At 54.1% G+C, this 16,958-nt stretch carries 17 protein-coding genes; 5 read left to right on the top strand and 12 right to left on the bottom strand.

What is annotated here, in order from left to right; genetic code table 11:
• The first annotated feature begins 163 nt into the window (after positions 1-163).
• Positions 164-1,717 (top strand): glutamine-hydrolyzing GMP synthase, encoded by a 1,554-nt coding sequence (gene guaA / locus AC0VXT_RS13580; protein ID WP_475545844.1) that lies wholly within the window; start codon positions 164-166, stop codon positions 1,715-1,717.
• Between the two features lie 102 nt (positions 1,718-1,819).
• Here the strand turns inward: guaA and AC0VXT_RS13575 are convergent, their stop codons facing one another.
• Complete coding sequence (locus AC0VXT_RS13575) at positions 1,820-2,545, bottom strand: NAD(P)H-dependent oxidoreductase (protein WP_475545843.1); 726 nt, start codon at positions 2,543-2,545, stop codon at positions 1,820-1,822.
• 123 nt (positions 2,546-2,668) lie between these two features.
• Between AC0VXT_RS13575 and AC0VXT_RS13570 the strand changes: the two genes are divergently transcribed.
• A complete protein-coding gene (locus AC0VXT_RS13570) occupies positions 2,669-3,556 on the top strand; it encodes a LysR family transcriptional regulator (protein ID WP_475545842.1) in 888 nt (295 codons plus the stop codon).
• A 31-nt stretch (positions 3,557-3,587) separates the two neighbouring features.
• Here AC0VXT_RS13570 and AC0VXT_RS13565 read toward each other — a convergent pair whose 3' ends face one another.
• The 6 genes from AC0VXT_RS13565 to AC0VXT_RS13540 all read right to left on the bottom strand — a co-directional run bounded on the left by AC0VXT_RS13565 (position 3,588) and on the right by AC0VXT_RS13540 (position 6,401).
• Positions 3,588-3,740 carry a hypothetical protein gene (locus tag AC0VXT_RS13565; RefSeq protein WP_475545841.1) on the bottom strand — a complete coding sequence of 51 codons (153 nt, stop codon included), beginning with the start codon at positions 3,738-3,740 and terminating at the stop codon, positions 3,588-3,590.
• Between the two features lie 7 nt (positions 3,741-3,747).
• The gene (locus AC0VXT_RS13560) at positions 3,748-4,500 is read right to left on the bottom strand and encodes an SDR family NAD(P)-dependent oxidoreductase (protein WP_475545840.1); all 753 of its coding nucleotides are present in this window, start codon (positions 4,498-4,500) and stop codon (positions 3,748-3,750) included.
• 172 nt (positions 4,501-4,672) lie between these two features.
• The gene (locus AC0VXT_RS13555) at positions 4,673-5,089 is read right to left on the bottom strand and encodes an MAPEG family protein (RefSeq protein ID WP_475545839.1); all 417 of its coding nucleotides are present in this window, start codon (positions 5,087-5,089) and stop codon (positions 4,673-4,675) included.
• A 141-nt stretch (positions 5,090-5,230) separates the two neighbouring features.
• Positions 5,231-5,506, bottom strand: a complete 276-nt coding sequence (locus AC0VXT_RS13550) for a hypothetical protein (RefSeq protein WP_475545838.1) — start codon at positions 5,504-5,506, stop codon at positions 5,231-5,233.
• 134 nt (positions 5,507-5,640) lie between these two features.
• A complete protein-coding gene (locus tag AC0VXT_RS13545; RefSeq protein WP_475545837.1) occupies positions 5,641-5,847 on the bottom strand; it encodes a helix-turn-helix domain-containing protein in 207 nt (68 codons plus the stop codon).
• Positions 5,847-6,401, bottom strand: coding sequence for a DUF2975 domain-containing protein (locus AC0VXT_RS13540; protein ID WP_475545836.1), 555 nt, complete (start codon positions 6,399-6,401; stop codon positions 5,847-5,849). Before AC0VXT_RS13540 ends, AC0VXT_RS13545 begins: the two co-directional genes overlap by 1 nt.
• A 247-nt stretch (positions 6,402-6,648) precedes the next feature.
• On the opposite strand from AC0VXT_RS13540, the gene AC0VXT_RS13535 reads away from it, so the two are divergent.
• Positions 6,649-7,107, top strand: a complete 459-nt coding sequence (locus AC0VXT_RS13535; RefSeq protein WP_101304253.1) for an ArsR/SmtB family transcription factor — start codon at positions 6,649-6,651, stop codon at positions 7,105-7,107.
• 187 nt (positions 7,108-7,294) lie between these two features.
• Positions 7,295-9,700, top strand: coding sequence for a heavy metal translocating P-type ATPase (locus AC0VXT_RS13530; protein ID WP_475545835.1), 2,406 nt, complete (start codon positions 7,295-7,297; stop codon positions 9,698-9,700).
• A 382-nt stretch (positions 9,701-10,082) separates the two neighbouring features.
• Here the strand turns inward: AC0VXT_RS13530 and AC0VXT_RS13525 are convergent, their stop codons facing one another.
• The 4 genes from AC0VXT_RS13525 to AC0VXT_RS13510 form a co-directional block, all read right to left on the bottom strand.
• Complete coding sequence (locus AC0VXT_RS13525) at positions 10,083-11,219, bottom strand: DUF1513 domain-containing protein (RefSeq protein ID WP_475545834.1); 1,137 nt, start codon at positions 11,217-11,219, stop codon at positions 10,083-10,085.
• A gap of 59 nt (positions 11,220-11,278) precedes the next feature.
• Entirely contained in the window at positions 11,279-12,409 is a 1,131-nt protein-coding gene (locus AC0VXT_RS13520; RefSeq protein WP_475545833.1) for an imelysin family protein, read from the bottom strand.
• A 65-nt stretch (positions 12,410-12,474) separates the two neighbouring features.
• On the bottom strand, positions 12,475-13,938 hold the full coding sequence (locus tag AC0VXT_RS13515; RefSeq protein ID WP_475545832.1) for a di-heme oxidoreductase family protein: 1,464 nt from the start codon (positions 13,936-13,938) through the stop codon (positions 12,475-12,477).
• Positions 13,939-14,038: 100 nt separating this feature from the next.
• Entirely contained in the window at positions 14,039-15,307 is a 1,269-nt protein-coding gene (locus AC0VXT_RS13510; RefSeq protein WP_475545831.1) for an imelysin family protein, read from the bottom strand.
• A 302-nt stretch (positions 15,308-15,609) separates the two neighbouring features.
• Between AC0VXT_RS13510 and AC0VXT_RS13505 the strand changes: the two genes are divergently transcribed.
• On the top strand, positions 15,610-16,335 hold the full coding sequence (locus tag AC0VXT_RS13505; RefSeq protein ID WP_475545830.1) for a cytochrome b/b6 domain-containing protein: 726 nt from the start codon (positions 15,610-15,612) through the stop codon (positions 16,333-16,335).
• Between the two features lie 154 nt (positions 16,336-16,489).
• Here the strand turns inward: AC0VXT_RS13505 and AC0VXT_RS13500 are convergent, their stop codons facing one another.
• Entirely contained in the window at positions 16,490-16,954 is a 465-nt protein-coding gene (locus AC0VXT_RS13500) for a c-type cytochrome (protein ID WP_101304279.1), read from the bottom strand.
• Positions 16,955-16,958 lie beyond the last annotated feature (4 nt).

The raw sequence follows: 16,958 nt of genomic DNA, 5'->3' as shown, positions 1-16,958 counted from the left end.
AGGGGACGAAGTGCTCAAAAAGGTCGCAATTATCCCCAAACACCCGGTTTATGGGGGAAAGTTTTTTGAATGCATCGGTGGGTGACGGTTTGCGCCGGGTTGCCCATAACGATGGTTTGGCGTATGTACGGCGCAACCCCATCTTCGACGGAGATACGGCCCGATGACTGATCGCGTGCTGATTATTGATTTCGGATCCCAGGTCACCCAGCTTATTGCACGTCGCGTACGTGAAAGCGGTGTCTATAGCGAGATCCACCCTTTTAATAACATCTCGGATGAATTCCTGGATGAATATGCTCCCAAGGCGGTCATCCTTTCGGGTGGTCCGGCGTCTGTCCATTGGGACAAGGCACCATCTGCCCCGGCCCGCGTGTTTGATCTTGGCGTGCCAGTTCTCGGTATTTGCTATGGTCAGCAAACCATGGTCAATCAGCTGGGCGGCAAGGTTGCCACATCTGATCACCGTGAATTTGGCCGCGCCTTTGTCGATGTGATCGAAGATTGCGCGCTGTTTACCGGCACTTGGGCCGAAGGTGCACGCGAACAGGTCTGGATGAGCCACGGCGACCGCGTTGATGCGCTGCCTGATGGCTTCCGCGTTGTTGGCAAATCCGATGGTGCCCCGTTTGCCGCCATCGCCAATGATGACAAGAAATTCTATGCCGTGCAGTTCCACCCCGAAGTGGTTCACACCCCGCATGGCGCGCAGTTGCTCAAAAACTTCACCCACGGCGTTGCCGGGTGCTCAGGCGACTGGACGATGAATGCCTATAAAGACGATGCGATTGATAAAATCCGCAAACAGGTCGGTGATGGCAAAGTCATCTGTGGCCTGTCGGGTGGCGTTGATAGCTCCGTCACCGCGGTTCTGATCCACGAGGCCATTGGCGATCAACTGACCTGCGTGTTTGTTGATCACGGTTTCATGCGTTCGGGCGAGGCCGATCAGGTCGTCACCCTATTCCGCGATCATTACAACATTCCGCTGGTCCATGTGGATGCCACTGACACCTTTATCGGTGCCATTGAAGGCGAAATTGATCCGGAAACCAAACGCAAAACCATCGGTCGTCTCTTCATCGAAACATTCGAAGAAGAAGCCAAGAAAATTGGTGGTGCTGATTTTCTTGCACAGGGAACGCTCTATCCCGACGTGATCGAAAGCGTTTCGTTTACCGGCGGGCCGTCCGTCACGATCAAGTCACACCACAATGTCGGTGGTTTGCCAGAACGCATGAACATGCAACTGGTGGAGCCGCTGCGTGAATTGTTTAAGGACGAAGTCCGTGACCTTGGCCGTGAACTCGGCCTGCCCGATAGCTTCGTCGGGCGTCATCCATTTCCCGGACCGGGCCTTGCGATCCGCATTCCCGGACAGCCGATCACACGTGAAAAACTTGATATCCTGCGCAAGGCCGATGCGATCTATCTCGAAGAAATCCGCAATGCGGGTCTGTATGACGCGATCTGGCAGGCTTTTGCTGTGCTGCTACCGGTACGCACTGTTGGCGTGATGGGCGATGGGCGGACCTATGATTACGCCTGTGCGCTGCGCGCGGTGACCTCAACCGATGGCATGACCGCAGACTTCTATCCGTATCCGCCGGAACTTCTGGGCCGCATCGCCAACCGGATCATCAATGAAGTCAACGGCATTAACCGTGTCACATACGACTTCACCTCCAAACCACCCGGAACGATCGAGTGGGAATAAGTTTTCCGAAATCGTAAATTGCAAACGGCGCGTCCCAAGGGGCGCGCCGTTTTGTTTTGATACTTTAAGCCCACTCACGGTGGGCGATGGGGGCGGAAAGGCTTAACGCAGTGCTCGCCCATCAACATCCCAGTCCTGCCACCCCGGAAAGCTTAGCGGCTTTGCATTGTCAATCTGCGTCACATGTTCGGCCCAACCATCAAGCAAAGCTTGCAGGTGGCTTTCAAGCGCATCGCTTGATTGATAGCTGTAACCATGGCCTTGGACGCCGTACGCGGTAAACGGTGGCAGAACGGAAAATCCCATGTAGTGCAGTGAATAATGCACCGGCCACAGCAGCGTGTCGGGATCGCCGCCACGTGCGCCGGGGCCAAAGGCTTGCGCAGGCGCACCACTTGTCATGGAAACAAGGGCGCGTTTGCCTCGGAAATATCCGGTGTCATAGCGCATCTTGCTGCTGTAAAGGCCGCCACTGACAAACACCCGGTCCATCCATCCTTTCAAAATGGCGGGCATGCCATGCCACCAAAGCGGGAATTGCAGAATAAGCAAATCGGCCTGCTCAAGACGGTCAATTTCTCGGGTTACATCCGGGGCAAGTGTTCCGCCCTTATAGGCATGTCGCTGTTCGCCAAGCGGGGCGAAAACATCCCGATTTTCACGGTCTTGGTAATGGCGGGGAGCCTCGACAGGATCAAAACCCTCGGCATAAAGGTCGGACACTGTGACCTGGTGCCCGGCACGGCGCAGGGCATCACCGGCTTTCTGCGTCATGCTGGCGTTAAAAGAGTGTGGTTCCGGGTGGGCATGAACAATCAGGATTTTCATGATACGCCTTTCAATGTTAGGCCGTTGTTGGCTTTCTTCCGGCTTTACGGCGGGTTGGCGATATCCTATGATTGTTTATCTGTGTCGGTAAATTCGATGAATTTGGCAAATGAGTTTGCAAAAATGAACAGTGACCTTAACTGGGATGATCTGAAAATTGTGCTGGCGATTGCCGAAAAGGGATCGTTATCAGGGGCGGCACGCCAGTTGGGGGTGAGCCATGCCACGGTGTTTCGGCGTCTAAATGATCTTGAAGACCATCTTGGTGTTGAGCTGTTCCTTCGTGACCGTCGCGGATATCAGGTCACGACCGCCGGACAGGAAGTTGCTGATAAGGCACACGACATTGCCGACACAATTTCTGCTGTCGAACGTCGGGTGATTGGCCGGGATCTGAAACCATCGGGCACAGTTCGGCTGACCACAACCGATACGTTGCTCTGGGGTGTCCTCAGCCCAATACTGTCACAGTTTCGGAGCACATTTCCCGATATCGCGCTTGAGGTTATTGCATCGAATGATCTTTTTGACCTGTCGCGGCGTGAGGCCGATATCGCCCTTCGTCCCGCGACAAACCCGCCAGAAATTCTTGTCGGTAAAAAGGTTGGCGTGATCACACAGACCATTTATCGCCATCGCGACTTGCCCGTCGATGAGGCGACCAACTGGGTCGGCCCGGATGACGCCATGGGCTATCCACCGTTACGTAACTGGATGGATCAAAACGGGGTTCTCGCACAGTGCGATTATCGCTGCGATACAATCATGGGCATGTTCGCCGCCCTTTGCCATAAAGCTGGCCAGGGCGTTTTGCCCTGTTATCTTGGCGATGGCGCACATGAGCTAATGCGTGTCGGTCCCCCGATTGACCCACTTGCCACAGACCTGTGGCTTCTCACCCATCCTGATTTACAACGAACTGCGCGTATCCGTGCGGTACTGGATTTCATCCAAGAGGCGATGCGCCATTTGGCGCCGAAATTGGGCGGGACGGCGATGGAAACCGATTAATAGACAGATATGGTTTCGCCCGCCGAAACCCTTAGTTGGGCGGAGGCCCATCCGACCCGCAATCATCCGTCGAATTGCACGCATTAGATAGCGCCTGTTGCACACTGCGCTGCCAGTTAAAGGTCAGGCAGGATGACAGCGACACTGTTGCAACGATAAGAATGATCAGGCGAAGCGGGCGCATTTAAAACTTAGCTCCTCAGCGCAGGCAAACCTACACCGACATTTTCAAAGCCGCCATCTGCGGCAATGATCTGGCCGGTGACAAAGCTTGTCTTGTCCGAGCACAGAAACGTAATCACCTCGCCGATTTCGGTTTCATTGCCATAGCGGTTTAGCGGCATGGCGTCGAGATAGGCCGAAATGATTTCAGGGGAATGCACCGCCATCGCCAGTTTGGTTTTGACCGGTCCAGGGCAGACGCAGTTGGAACGGATGCCATATTCGCCAAGCTCGGCCGCCTGTTGCTTGGTCATGTGAATAACGGCGGCCTTTGATGTGCCGTATGCCACACGAAGGGTCGATGCCCTAAGGCCGGAAATCGAGCCGATATTAACAATCGCGCCCTTGGTTTCCTTGAGTGCCGGAATGGCCGCCTGTGAGACAAGAAACACCCCGTCAAGGTTGGTGTCCATAATCCGGCGCCAGGCCGCAAAATCGGTTTCTTCAATCGGGAGGAAGTCGGCAACCCCGGCATTGTTGACCACTGCATCAATACGCCCGAATGCGGACAGCACCGCATCAACCATCTGGTCAACCTGCTTTGGGACTGAAACGTCACACACAAACGGTTTGGCGCCGGACATATCAGCAGACGCAGATTTTAGCTCATCCCCGTCACGATCAATCATCGCCACGCACCAGCCCTGTTCAATAAACAGTTTGGTAGTTGCAAGTCCGATCCCGCGTGCGGAACCCGTGACCAAGGCTACTTTCTGCGTCATTCCAAACGTCCTTTCCTGAAACATTCCCATATCACCGCAGCATTTGGCCATCGGTGTCGGTGCTGTTATCTCGAGCGCACCTGTCATTGCCCCATTTAGTCAAATCAAACAGGGCACGGCAAGCATCAGATCAGGGGTGGTTGCGCAAATCTGTTATTCCGTGCGGGTGGCTTTAGTAAATGAACAACTGAGCCGCATAAACCAGCATCGAAATCACGCAAATGAAATAGACGATCGACCGCACACCGTTGATGCCCGAAAGCCTGCTGATGCCTGCGATGTAAAAAGTGGCATGCGCCAGACGGCAAAGCAGGAAGACCACTGCACAGGTAATCGTTACCGTGTTTGATATGCCTGTGACATGTGCGGTCAGGACAATGATCGCAAAGGGTAAAAGGTTTTCCAGATGGTTTTGATGGGCCCGCAACCCACGCGCGGAGACGCCGCTGCGCTCAGGCAGGTTATCGCGATTGCCCATCAAGCGTTTGCCTCCGACACCGGGTTGATTGGCATAGGCATAATTATAGACCCACGGAAACGTCAGGCAGAGTATTGCATTGAGCACAAGAATTGAAAGTTCGTAGGTCACTGGAAATCCAAATTTTACGGGTGATAAATGCCCTACGTAATATGCCCGGCAACTGGATCAGTTTTAGGGGATCTAAGTCGCATGCCTCGGAGCACGCTCCGTCCGATATTAAGTGGATCAGAAGCGTTATATGGGCGCTGGTTAGCGCGGATGTTTGTTTGAGATCATGTCTTCCCAAACCTGTTGCAGGCGACGGTTGGCTGCGTGAAACCGGGTAACTTCGGCCTCGGACGGATTAGGCGCGTGATCCTTTATCGCATTCCACGCGACTTCCATATCATCCCATGCCTGAACCACTTCGCTGGGCAGCGGTTCAATACCAGTTTCCGAGTTCTTGCAATGTGCAGACAGACCAAACTCCCAGTCCTTGAAAGTCTGTTGCAGTTTTGCGTGCTCCGGGATCGGGCGCGGCGTCATGGATACCTCCTTTGAAAATGGCTGTCACCTATGACATAGAAATCAATGATGACAGCCAATGTCGGATCAAAGGCAATTTCATGGCATGAGGGATGCCGCACTCGTCTTCAGTGCTTGAAGGTGCTTGGTGTTTGTCAGGGTTTCTCAAATTCAAGAAGATCACCGGGCTGGCACTCAAGTTCTTTGCATATGGCGGCCAGCGTTTCAAACCGCACACCGCGCACTTTCCCCGATTTCAAAAGCGACAGGTTCTGTTCGCTAATGCCGATTTTTGCCGCAAGGTCCTTGGACTTCATTTTGCGTGTTGCCAGCATCACATCCAGCCGGACAATGATGGCCATCAGGCAAAACTCCGGTTTTCGGCATCAATGCGAACCGCTTCGCCCAAGACCCACGCAATGACGATGATCAGCCCGCCAAGGAAAAGTGTGTTGGCCTCGGCATTGCTAAGCCCGATGGATAAAACGCGTTCGCCTTCCGGGCGGAGGAAAGTGGCAAGAACCGATGTGAGTGCCCCCGTCATGGGTTTGATCAGGGTTTGCGCCAAAAGCGCGATTCCAAACGCCTTTAAATGCAGGATCGGTTCAGGGGCGAATATGACGTCATGGGCAAAGGCGACAAACATTTTGCGCAGACGATAAAGCCCATAGGCCATCACCAGCGACGGGATCATCATCACTGTCATCGTGACATATTTCTGCCAGCCCGACAGGGCGTGAAGTTCGGCAAGGCTAACCGTCATCTGACTGGTGCTGACCTCGGCCCAGCCCGGCGCGTACCAGATAAGTGGAACGACGCAAATCTGAAAAAGAATTGCTACAGCACAGGCCCAGTGCAGGAGTGTGCTGACCATGCGGACACGTTTAAACGTGTTGGACGTTGACGGGGTTGGCATAGGTGGGGCTCCTGATAGGGCGATTTCAGAATATCACGATTTAATTAATGTAAAACATGAATAAATTATTGAAAAGAGTCAATCAGGATTTTTGGGAGACCAATTTATAAATGCCAAGAAATACTCGTTGAATGGCGTGCTACCGTGGAAAACAGGTATTTCAAATCGGCTATTCTTGGGCCGCAATTTTTTGTCTTGCTGTATCGTTCCCCTTGCCACCGGGGGATGGACGTGGAAAATAGGGGGTATGTCAGAAAGCAAAGCCGCACCCCGTAAATCCGATGCTGCACCTACGTCTGCGACCACAAAAGATGGCGCGGATGTAAATTGTGATGAATGCGATACTGCGGCCCGTCTTGGCCTGAGTACCGAGCAAGGGGCGGCTGTCACGCGCGATGCATCGCGGGCCATGGGAACGGATTTATCCTTGCCCCATATTGAAGCGGCGGCGAAAATCTTTTCGTTGTTGGGTGATGCTGGGCGTTTGCAGCTTGTTCTGCGCTGCATTGAAAAGCCCCAGACCGTTGGCGAACTGGCCGACGCAACCAATATGTCGCAATCGCTGTGCAGCCATCATTTGCGCCATTTGCGCGATCAACGGGTTCTCGCATCCGAGCGCCGTGGTCGGCATATTTTCTATCAGATCGATGATGAGCATATCTCGCGCGTGGTGCGCGATGTTTTTGCGCACGTGACCCACGACTGATCTGCGACACATATTTCTGGTTTGATTTTTGGATTGTTTTGCCTGTCACCCGTTCGGTGGATGGCACGGTTTGATGTGTCAGATGAGAATATTCAAATGCCTGTTTGAATGTTATTGACAGATCAATACATGAAGCATAGTTTGAATATAACATATGAATGAAATTTTGATCTTTGTGAGGTAAGTGATGTCTTTCATCGCGAAATGGGAAGATGTTCCGGCGATTGGAAACTGCGCACAGTGCCAAACGGCACTTGTTGATGCCTTGCGTACGGCCTTGCCCAATCAAAAATTTGAAAGCGATGGGCAGGGCGTAACGTCACAGCATCCCCTTGATGCCGATGCGTCGGCGGTTGCCAACGATGTTCTCAGCACCCATGCCAAGCACGTATCGCATTATCACTGGCAGGTATCGGGCATGGATTGCGGATCCTGTGTGTCAAAGATCGAAACTGCCTTGGGTAAAACCGCCGGTGTTACCTGCGTCGATGTTTCGATGATGCGTGAAACCGTCACACTTGGTCTTGATGACGGAACGCCTGAAACGCGCAACACGGTGACCCAGACCTTGAATAAGCTTGGTTACCCGGCACAGGAAAAATCGACCAAGGGCGATAAGGCTTCGGCGACCAAAGGTTGCTGCGCGGATAAATCGAGCACAGATGCTCCGACAAATGCAGATGCGCATGACGATGCAACGGGTCAAAGCCTAATGCGCCGCCTGATCCCGTGGTCCTCGGAAAATGATGAAATTGCCTTTGCGGTGCTTTGCCTTGTGATCGGTGGGCTTATTGGTGCCGTGATCCCGGTAACTGCACCCTATGCCATATCGGTAGCCTCTGTGCTTGCGGCTGTCCCAGTGATGAAAAAGGCCTTCCGTCTGGCACAAAGCGGTGCGATTTTCTCGATTGAACTTTTGATGTCAGTCGCAGTCCTCGGTGCGGTTGCCATTGGTGAAAGCCTTGAGGCCGGGATGGTGGTCGTGCTGTTTGCCATTGGTGAACGGCTTGAAGGTGTTGCTGCCGGGCAGGCGCGCAAGGGAGTGAAATCCCTGATGAAGCTGACACCCGAACAGGCGCGCCGTGTCGTGCAAGGTGGCTTTGAAGACATCACACCGGGCGACCTTGCCCTTGAGGATGTTGTCGAAGTGCGACCGGGCGAGCGTGTCCCGGCCGATGGTGTTGTTGATAACGGTGCGGCCGAGATTGATAACAGCCACCTGACGGGCGAGTCTGTTCCGGTCTATAGCTATGTCGGTGCCGAGGTCTTTGCCGGGGCGATTGTTACTGACCGTCCGGTGCAAATTCGTGTCACCCGTGCCGCGGGCCAGACGATGCTGGACCGGGTGATTGAGCTGGTCGAACAAAGCGAAAAGCACAAGGCACCTGTTGAACGGTTCGTGGCTAAATTCGCCCGCATCTACACCCCGATCATTATGGCGATGGCGGCATTAACGGTCATTATTCCGCCGGTCTTGTTCGGGCAAGCGTGGGAAGAATGGATTTATCGTGGGTTGGCGTTGCTTTTAATCGGCTGCCCCTGTGCGCTGGTGATTTCAACCCCGGCGGCGGTGACTTCCGCACTGGCACGTGCCACCAAAATTGGTCTGCTGGTTAAAGGTGGTGCTGCGCTTGAGCTGATTGGTGCCGTGCGCACCATGGCGTTTGATAAAACTGGCACGCTGACTGAAGGCAAACCGAAACTGGCTGCGATCAAGACTGCCAACGGGTACGGCGAAAACGGCGTTCTGACGATTGCCGCCGGCCTTGAAACGGTCACATCCCACCCCTTGGCCCGTGCCGTGGTTGCCGCCGCCAAAAGCCGTAATCTTGATCTGCCGGTGATTGAAGACGCCCGCACCATCGCAGGTGCCGGGGTCGAAGGCCGGATTGATGGCGCGCTGTATCGGGTTGGTGCGGCCAAACGTTTGGATGTGACCCCGGATGAGGAAACCGCCAAATGGCTGTCGGATCAGGAAGAAGACGGCAGTACCGCCGTTATTGTTCTAAAAGAAAATCAGATTATTGGCGCATTGGCGCTGCGTGATACGGCGCGCAGCGACGCCAAATCCGCCTTGGCCGAACTTAACAGCCTTAACATTACCCCGGTGATGTTAACCGGGGATGCCGCCCGCGTTGCCAAACGCATGGCCGCAGATCTTGGCATCGACTACCGTGCGGAGTTGCTGCCAGAGGATAAGCTGAATGTTCTGGCCGACTTGCGTGATGACCCGAAACGATCCGGTCCGGTGGCGATGGTGGGCGATGGCATCAATGATGCCCCCGCCCTGAAATCGGCCGATGTGGGGATTGCTATTGGTGGCGGGACGGACATCGCGCTTGAAGCCGCCGATGCGGTGGCGGTGCGTGATCGTCTTGGCGATGTGGTTAATCTGGTGAAACTGTCACGTGCCGCACGGCGTGTCATTCGTGAAAACATCACGATTGCCTTGGGTCTTAAAGCAGTCTTCTTGCTGACATCCATTACCGGCCTGACGGGCCTGTGGCTGGCGGTTCTGGCCGATACGGGGGCGACTGTGCTGGTGACGATCAATAGCCTTCGGCTGTTGATGGCGCTACGTGGGTCTAAATAATCAGGAAGTTTTGTTCTGTCCCTAAAAGAAGAAGCGGCGGTTATCGTTTCCCGCATCGATAACCACCGCTTACCACCTTGAGAGACCTACGGGGAGAGAGGACCCGTAGGTGAGAGACAAGCCATTTTGGGGACAAAATGCGAATGGGTTGCATTCGCGGGCTGTGTCGAGACCTGTTATAGGTGAGGAAAAACCACGGCGCAAGTGAAAATCGTTATCAATTGCATAAAAGTTTTAGTTGAGTATTCGATGATGTAAATATCCCGACAAAAGCAGTCGGGTAAACATAAGGTTTTCCGGGCCGTGCAGCCTGAAAAACGATGGAAAACCTTATGTTTTGTGCGGCTTTTATGATGTTGTCTTATGCCGAGATATGGCGACATCAAATCGCAACACGCTGCAAATGATTGTCCCAGCGCAGGCTTTTGTGCGAATCGTCAGGCAGTTCAACCCGTTTGCGGCGAATCGCATCCATCCGCCAACCATTGCCAAGGCCGCTGGTGTTGACGAACTCGCCCGCACGATCGGTTGCCGACAGGCCACAGCCATCTGGCGCGGCAATATGGGTCAGGAAGTCAGATGTTTTTGCATCCCAGAACGTCACGATCCCACCGCGTGGGCAGGAAATGCCAAACACCTGACCGGATGCATCAAACCGGACTGACCCGCAATATTGGCGCATGCGCACCTGAACCGTATCGGGGGCTTCTATTGCCCGGATTTCTTTTCCTGGATTGTACGTGCCGACAAGTGGAACCTCGTCGGTCAGCCCGCCATGATACTGGAAGCCAACTGCAATCGTGCCGTTCGTTGCAACATCAATGTGACGAATGGAAAGCTGGTGCCAATCCTGTTTTAGCGACGCCTGATGGACAAGCGCGCCGGTTTTGCGATCAATCACCGACAGGTTCGGTTCCATGGTGGCAATGTTAAGCGGCGTGCGGCCATCGTGATCGGGATGGGTGTGTAACCCGCCATTGGCAACCGCAATTTGATCACCACCGGGCATCAGATGCAGCTCATGCGGTCCCATGCCGTAGCTGTCAAATTCTGCGACCCGGCGATAGCCATCATTGGCATCCCAAACAGAAATCACACCGCGCTGATGCGCAAAATCGTTTTCACTGACATACAGAAACCGGCCGTCGTTGGAATAGATTGAATGGCCATAAAACCGGCGGTCTTCCGGGCAATGCAGTTTGGCCCGCACATTCCCGGTATGACGGTCAAGGATCAGTGCATAAAGCCCCGGGCGGCGCTCAACCGCGGCCACATCAACATGGTTGGGGCGCAGGCCAAGGTCATGACCACGGCCGGGGAGGGGCTGTTCAAACAGGATCTTGCCCGCAGCATTAAACGCGCTGACGTAATAGTCATCATGATCCCCGGCACTGGCCGAAATATACGTCGCCCGGTCTTGTGCTGCGGGTGTCGCTGCACGCGCCAGATCAAGCGGCAACAGGGTAAAGGCCCCGCCAACCCCCATGAGCTTTAAGAACTCGCGCCGTTGATGTCTCATGTCAGTGTCTCCAATCCAAGAATGCCCTGTTCGCCAGATGTATTAAGTCCAACGGGGCGTCAATCACCATCAAGGGCGTTAAATCCGCCGCCAAGATTGGTGTTGCCGCCAACATCGTTTTCAACAAGGGTCGTCAGGAAATCGATCTGGCCCTGAAGGTCGACCAGTTTCTGATAGCCATCTGGCTGATCAAGAAGTTCCGAAAGTGACGGCGGCAGGTCGGCAAGCGCGTCTTGCACAGTTTGCCAATTCAGGCGGAAAGATCGATCCAGAAGGCTGCTGTCAATTAATGCGGCCAAACCTTTTCCTTCTTGTCCGGCATCCCCCCACTTTCCATCATAAATGGCAAGAAGTCCGATCAGGTTATGGTGGATGTTGCGAAGCGACCGCTTGGATGTTTCGCTCTCACCCCGGCTGGCTTTGGCGTCTTTGTCCCCGTCACCAAGCGGACGGCCAAGTTTCTGGGTCGAGATGATCAAAAGCCCTTCGTGCAGGGCACGATAAAGATCGGTGGCAGCAAATTTTGCTGTCGGGTAGTCCATGCTGTCGGCGCCAGCCGTACTCATGGCCTCGGCAAAGGTGGGCCATTCATCGCGTAATTCACCGGTGATGGTGACAAGATTGGTGGCAATTGCCGATCCATACTGGCACAGGAAAACGCCGTCTTCGCTGGCGGAGGTCAATGCGTTGCTATGCGCGTCATCAAACAAAACCTCTTCAAGGGCAGGAAAGCCCTGTAACGCAGCGCTGGCTTCGGAAAGTTTGACCGGATCGGTAAAGGCGACGGGCTTGTTAAACATCAATTTGCGGAACTGACGCGTTGCCGTGCCATGTTTGTCCGGCCAGTATTCGATGTGCTGATCCCGGCCATTGGCGACCAGCGGCCCCATGCGCCACGGCTGAATTTCCTGCCAGATGTCCATGGCAGCGTGAAAGTCACCCCGGACATCCGAAAGCCCGTCCACATCCGGATCAGAACAAAAATCCGTGAGGCCATCGGCCAAATCCGAGGTTGCGCTGTTTAGGGCATCAAGCTTGGGCGGCATCACCGTGCCCAGGAGGTGTTCGAGGATCGGTCGATAGTCTTCATCGGGAATGTCGGCATATGCCTTTGGGGCGGCGGTACTGATGATCAAGGCGGTCGCCGTCGTCAGCAAGCTTGTGGTGCGCCAGCAGAATTTTAAGGACATGTGTCTTTTCCGAATATTCGCGTGATTTACAAGGCGAGGACAGGCTTACACCGCCTCATATTAGCTCAAAGTGAGTTTAAAAACGCCAGCAGTTTGCTGCGATCAGATGGTGGCAATTTTGTGACCGCGTCGCGCGCAGGCGTGGCTTCGCCCCCATGCCATAGCACCGCTTCAAGAATGGTTGTTGCCCGCCCATCATGGAGGAACTGCGCACGATCATCAATTTCCTTTGCGCGGCCAATTCCCCAAAGTGGCGGGGTGCGCCATTCGCGGCCCGATGCCTGTGATTCTGGTCGATGGTCAGCCAATCCATCCCCCATATCATGGAGCAACAGGTCACTATACGGCCAGATTACCTGCCCGGATTGTTCCGGTAAATCAGCGCGTTCGGGCAATTCATAGCGTGGCGTGTGGCACGCGGCACACCCAATGGCGTTAAAGATGTCTTTTCCGGCAATTACGTCCGAATCACCGGCATTTATCCGCACGGGCGGGGCAATGTTGCGCGCATAATACAGCACAAGATCCGTGATCTGACTATGTGCTTCAAGGTTTTCAAATTCCGGGCTGTTGCCATTTGGCGCATTGCGGCAAAGTGTTTGTGCCTCGGTACAATCGCCCGATCCATTGGGATAAAGCGGGGTCGAAAGCCCGATATCAAACTGAAACGCATTCTGGTTTTGCTGATCAAGGGTCGGCATGCCGGCCTTCCAGCCAAACCGCCCAATTGCCAGGTCATCCTTGGCAAGATCCCAAACGTAATTCACCCGACCTGAAATACCATCATTGTCGGCATCCTGTGGGTCGGCGCTGGCAAGCAAGGTGTCATCAGAAATGGCTTCAAGCAGCCCCAATCCAATCATTGGCGGCGCAAGGCGCGGCGATACCATGATATCGGCATGCAGTGGGCCATAGGGCAAGTTGGTCATGCCATAGATTGGCTTTCGCAAAGCGACAGTCTGACCACCCTCAAGGGCAACCGACACAGTTTCATAGGTAACCGTAACCCGTCCTTCGGCCGGGATGCCGGGGACGGAGAAATCCTGAAACTGCCCGCCGTAAACCGGATCGGGAATGGTGGCGGTCTTGCCATTCAAATGGTCGCGCAACTGATCGGTATTTTGGGGCGGGATAGACAGGCGCAGCAACATCGATGTTGCCCCCGAACCTGGATCATCTTCATCCACCGGATGACCCCGACCATTACGGATATGACATCCGTTACAGGCGCGCGAGTTAAACAGTGGGCCAAGACCGTCTGCTGCCTTGGTTCGGGTCGGTGCGGTGACCCAAAGCCTTTGAAAAAGGGCTTCGCCAAGCTTGAAATCAAGCCGCTTTTCAAAGGCCATATTGGCCGAATAATGGGTAAAGGCATTGCGCCCATCGGGTTTGAGCCATGTGGTCGCACCACCCGGATAGGCATCATCGCCGGTTTGCTGCGCCAATGCGTCACGGGGGATGATGCTGGCTGCACCGCAGGCAAGACCAAGAAGTATTGCAAGGGCATGGTTTAAAACGGGACGTTTCATATATCTGTTCTAATTCTTGTTCTTATACAAAGCAAAGCGGCGGGAGAAACCATTCCCCCGCCGCTTGGTGCCGTAAAAGGCAGGTATCAGGACATCAGGCTTAGTTGACAGCCGTCGGATTGTCGAGGCTGTCGGAACCTTCGAACTCGATGCCATCAATGCCAACTGCCGCAATGATCTGTTCGATTGATTTGGTCTGATCGACCAATGCATCAACAAAGGTCTGAACAACAGCATTGCCATCATCATTGCCCATTGCGATCAGCTGATCAAATGCTTCACCGCCTTCTGCACGGGTGACCATGGCTTTACCGGCCAGAACCGAGCTTGCGAGCTTGCCGCGCAGTTCGGTATCAAGTGCCGCGTCATTGGCTGCGACCAGATCGGAAAGTGATGCACCTTCGACAACGGATCCGTCAACGCGGGTGTAACGGCCAAGGTAAACGTTCTGGATGCCCAGCGCGTCGTAATAGTGGCTGTTATGGGTGTTGTCAGAGAAGCAATCATGCTCTTCTTCCGGATCATGGAGCAACAGACCAAGCTTGGTGCGCTCGCCGCCCAACTCACCGTACGAAAGCGATCCCATGCCGGTGACCATTGCGGTCAGGCCCGGAACGCCGTCGCCTTCAAGAACGGTTGCGCGTGCATCGCCGTCATCAATCCACTGTGCGGTCATCCATTCAAGATCGGATACCATCAGATCGGTTGCGGCTTTAAGGTACGCACCACGACGGTCGCAATTACCATTGGTGCAGGTGTCACCCTTGGCATAATCGGTCCATGCACGATCCCCATTTCCGGCGTCGGTACCATGAAGGTCCTGACCCCAAAGCAGGAATTCAATCGCGTGATAGCCGGTTGCAACGTTGCTTTCGACGTCGTCAATCTCATGCAGGCTTTCGATCAGGCCGGTATCAATGATCGATGCATCAATCGTCTCGCCGGAAATCGACAGGCTCGGATTGGCGATGACATTGGCGGCATAGGCCGGGTTTTCTTCGCTTTCTTCGCCGTAAAGGTCGGTTTCGACATAGTCGATCAGACCTTCGTCAAGCGGCCACGCGTTAACCTTGCCTTCCCAGTCATCAACGATGGCATTGCCAAAACGATATACTTCGGTCTGCTGGTAAGGGGCGCGTGCTGCCAACCAGGCCGATTTTGCAGCATCAAAACTGGTTGCGGACGGATCGGCAATCAGTGTGTTAACGGCGGTTTGCAGTTTCTGTGCGGTGATGACCGAGTCTTCGTAACCGGCATGTGCAATGTCGGCATAGGTGGTCAAAACGTCTTTTGCGGCCGGTGCGGCATAAGCCTGCGCACCAAGGGTCGAAACCAGTACGGCCGTCCCCAGAATTTTAGCGATTTTCATCGGAGTTCCCATCTATCCCTGAAAGGTGAGCCAAGGGCAAAGCCCCGGGGACCGCAAAGACACATATGACGTGCACAATAAAACAATTACACGGCCAAATATGTGCTTCGATCCCTATGCTTCCATCCAATTGATACTGCTTGTGATAATGATTTTCAATTGAAGAATGACTTTAGGTCGAATTTTTTAATGTTTTTGAAGGCAAATCCTCGATTTGAACTGTTCATCAAGGTGGAACGCGGCATTATGATTACAGTGTCCACGCGCGATGCATTCAATGCCGGTATATGAAAGAGGGTCGTATGGTTGAGCCGATAACCGATGACAAGTCTGGCGAAACGCCAGCTGAGAAAAAGGTCAAGATTTGGGACTTTCCGGTGCGGTTGTTCCATTGGGCACTTGTTGTTGCCATCGTAACGTCATGGTGGACCAACCAACAGGTGATGATCGATCTTCATGCGATTGCCGGATACACCATTCTTGCGTTGGTGCTGTTTCGGATCATCTGGGGATTTGTCGGCAGCTCGAATGCACGGTTTTCATCTTTCTTGACCGGACCAAAGCGGGTTCTGGGTTATGCATCGAAGGTGCCCAAAGGCTCTGTCGCGGAACTAACCTATGCCGGACACAATCCGGCCGGGGGCTGGATGGTGGTGGTTTTGTTGCTGCTGGTCGGTATTCAGGCTGTCAGCGGGCTTTTTGCCAGCGAGGATACCTTCCTGTTCTTTGACGGGCCGCTTGTGGCCTATGTCAGTTCTGATGTGGCTGGCACCATGAACTGGATCCACCACACTAATATCAATCTGATTTATGTTGCCGTTGGCCTGCATGTTTTCGCCGCCCTGTTCTATCTGGTGGTCAAACGCGAAAACCTGATCGTTGCCATGGTGACGGGCGTGCGGAAAGTTCCAGCAGAACTGGCCAGCACCTTTGCGCAGATCAGATTTGCCTCACCGGTTTTGGGGATTGGCCTTTTGGGACTGTGTGGAGTGCTTGTTTGGGTGGGGATCACGCTCGCGCGTGGCTAGACCTAATCTGATGAAGCGCACATCATCATCTTTATCGGCCTTTTGGGGCTAAAAATCCCCGGTCAGAATTTCCTTGATGCTGTTGGGGGACAGCAGAGGGAGATGAAATTACTGACCGGGGCGCTCGCCCAGAGGAGGGGGAGCCTAACTTTTCTTATTTCGTACGATATTCGTCGTGGCAGCCTTTGCAGTTTTTGCCAAGGTCACCCATGGCTGCCCCCATGGCCGCTTTGTCACCGGCAACAGATGCCATTGCCAATGCAGCTTTCTTAAGCTCGGGGAAGCGGTTGGCAAAGCCATCCCAGTCAGACCAGATTTTTTCATCTGCCGTGGTTTTGACCGATGCATCCATGGTTTTGGGCTCAAACGCATTTGGTGCTGCCGTGGCGGCAAAGGCGATACCATTTGCAAGGTTGCGTACGACCGGATCGGGAAGGTCGCACTGTCCCTTTAAATAGCAGCCAAGTGTGCCCATCGCGCCGCCAATGCCATCCATCAGCATTTGCCGGGTTTCAACGGTTTCGTTATCCATCATCTCGTCAGCGTTGGCTGCCATCGGCATAACGGACCCTGCCGCGATCATCGCGCCGAGCAGGCCTGCAGTAACAAGGTGCTTCATGGGG

This window comes from Thalassospira sp. Z349TD_5 (assembly GCF_056173045.1).
Note: the sequence above shows the minus strand (reverse complement) of the source record. Positions and strands in the feature narration are given on the sequence as shown.

Bases quoted from the DNA above. Each gene is read 5' to 3' on its own strand.
- AC0VXT_RS13530 (WP_475545835.1), top strand. From the start codon at position 7,295: ATGTCTTTCATCGCGAAATGGGAAGATGTTCCGGCGATTGGAAACTGC.
- AC0VXT_RS13540 (WP_475545836.1), bottom strand. From the start codon at position 6,401: ATGCCAACCCCGTCAACGTCCAACACGTTTAAACGTGTCCGCATGGTC.
- AC0VXT_RS13570 (WP_475545842.1), top strand. From the start codon at position 2,669: ATGAACAGTGACCTTAACTGGGATGATCTGAAAATTGTGCTGGCGATT.
- AC0VXT_RS13520 (WP_475545833.1), bottom strand. From the start codon at position 12,409: ATGTCCTTAAAATTCTGCTGGCGCACCACAAGCTTGCTGACGACGGCG.
- AC0VXT_RS13545 (WP_475545837.1), bottom strand. From the start codon at position 5,847: ATGGCCATCATTGTCCGGCTGGATGTGATGCTGGCAACACGCAAAATG.
- AC0VXT_RS13505 (WP_475545830.1), top strand. From the start codon at position 15,610: ATGGTTGAGCCGATAACCGATGACAAGTCTGGCGAAACGCCAGCTGAG.
- AC0VXT_RS13565 (WP_475545841.1), bottom strand. From the start codon at position 3,740: ATGCGCCCGCTTCGCCTGATCATTCTTATCGTTGCAACAGTGTCGCTG.
- AC0VXT_RS13515 (WP_475545832.1), bottom strand. From the start codon at position 13,938: ATGAAACGTCCCGTTTTAAACCATGCCCTTGCAATACTTCTTGGTCTT.
- AC0VXT_RS13500 (WP_101304279.1), bottom strand. From the start codon at position 16,954: ATGAAGCACCTTGTTACTGCAGGCCTGCTCGGCGCGATGATCGCGGCA.
- guaA (WP_475545844.1), top strand. From the start codon at position 164: ATGACTGATCGCGTGCTGATTATTGATTTCGGATCCCAGGTCACCCAG.
- AC0VXT_RS13575 (WP_475545843.1), bottom strand. From the start codon at position 2,545: ATGAAAATCCTGATTGTTCATGCCCACCCGGAACCACACTCTTTTAAC.
- AC0VXT_RS13550 (WP_475545838.1), bottom strand. From the start codon at position 5,506: ATGACGCCGCGCCCGATCCCGGAGCACGCAAAACTGCAACAGACTTTC.
- AC0VXT_RS13535 (WP_101304253.1), top strand. From the start codon at position 6,649: ATGTCAGAAAGCAAAGCCGCACCCCGTAAATCCGATGCTGCACCTACG.
- AC0VXT_RS13525 (WP_475545834.1), bottom strand. From the start codon at position 11,219: ATGAGACATCAACGGCGCGAGTTCTTAAAGCTCATGGGGGTTGGCGGG.
- AC0VXT_RS13510 (WP_475545831.1), bottom strand. From the start codon at position 15,307: ATGAAAATCGCTAAAATTCTGGGGACGGCCGTACTGGTTTCGACCCTT.
- AC0VXT_RS13560 (WP_475545840.1), bottom strand. From the start codon at position 4,500: ATGACGCAGAAAGTAGCCTTGGTCACGGGTTCCGCACGCGGGATCGGA.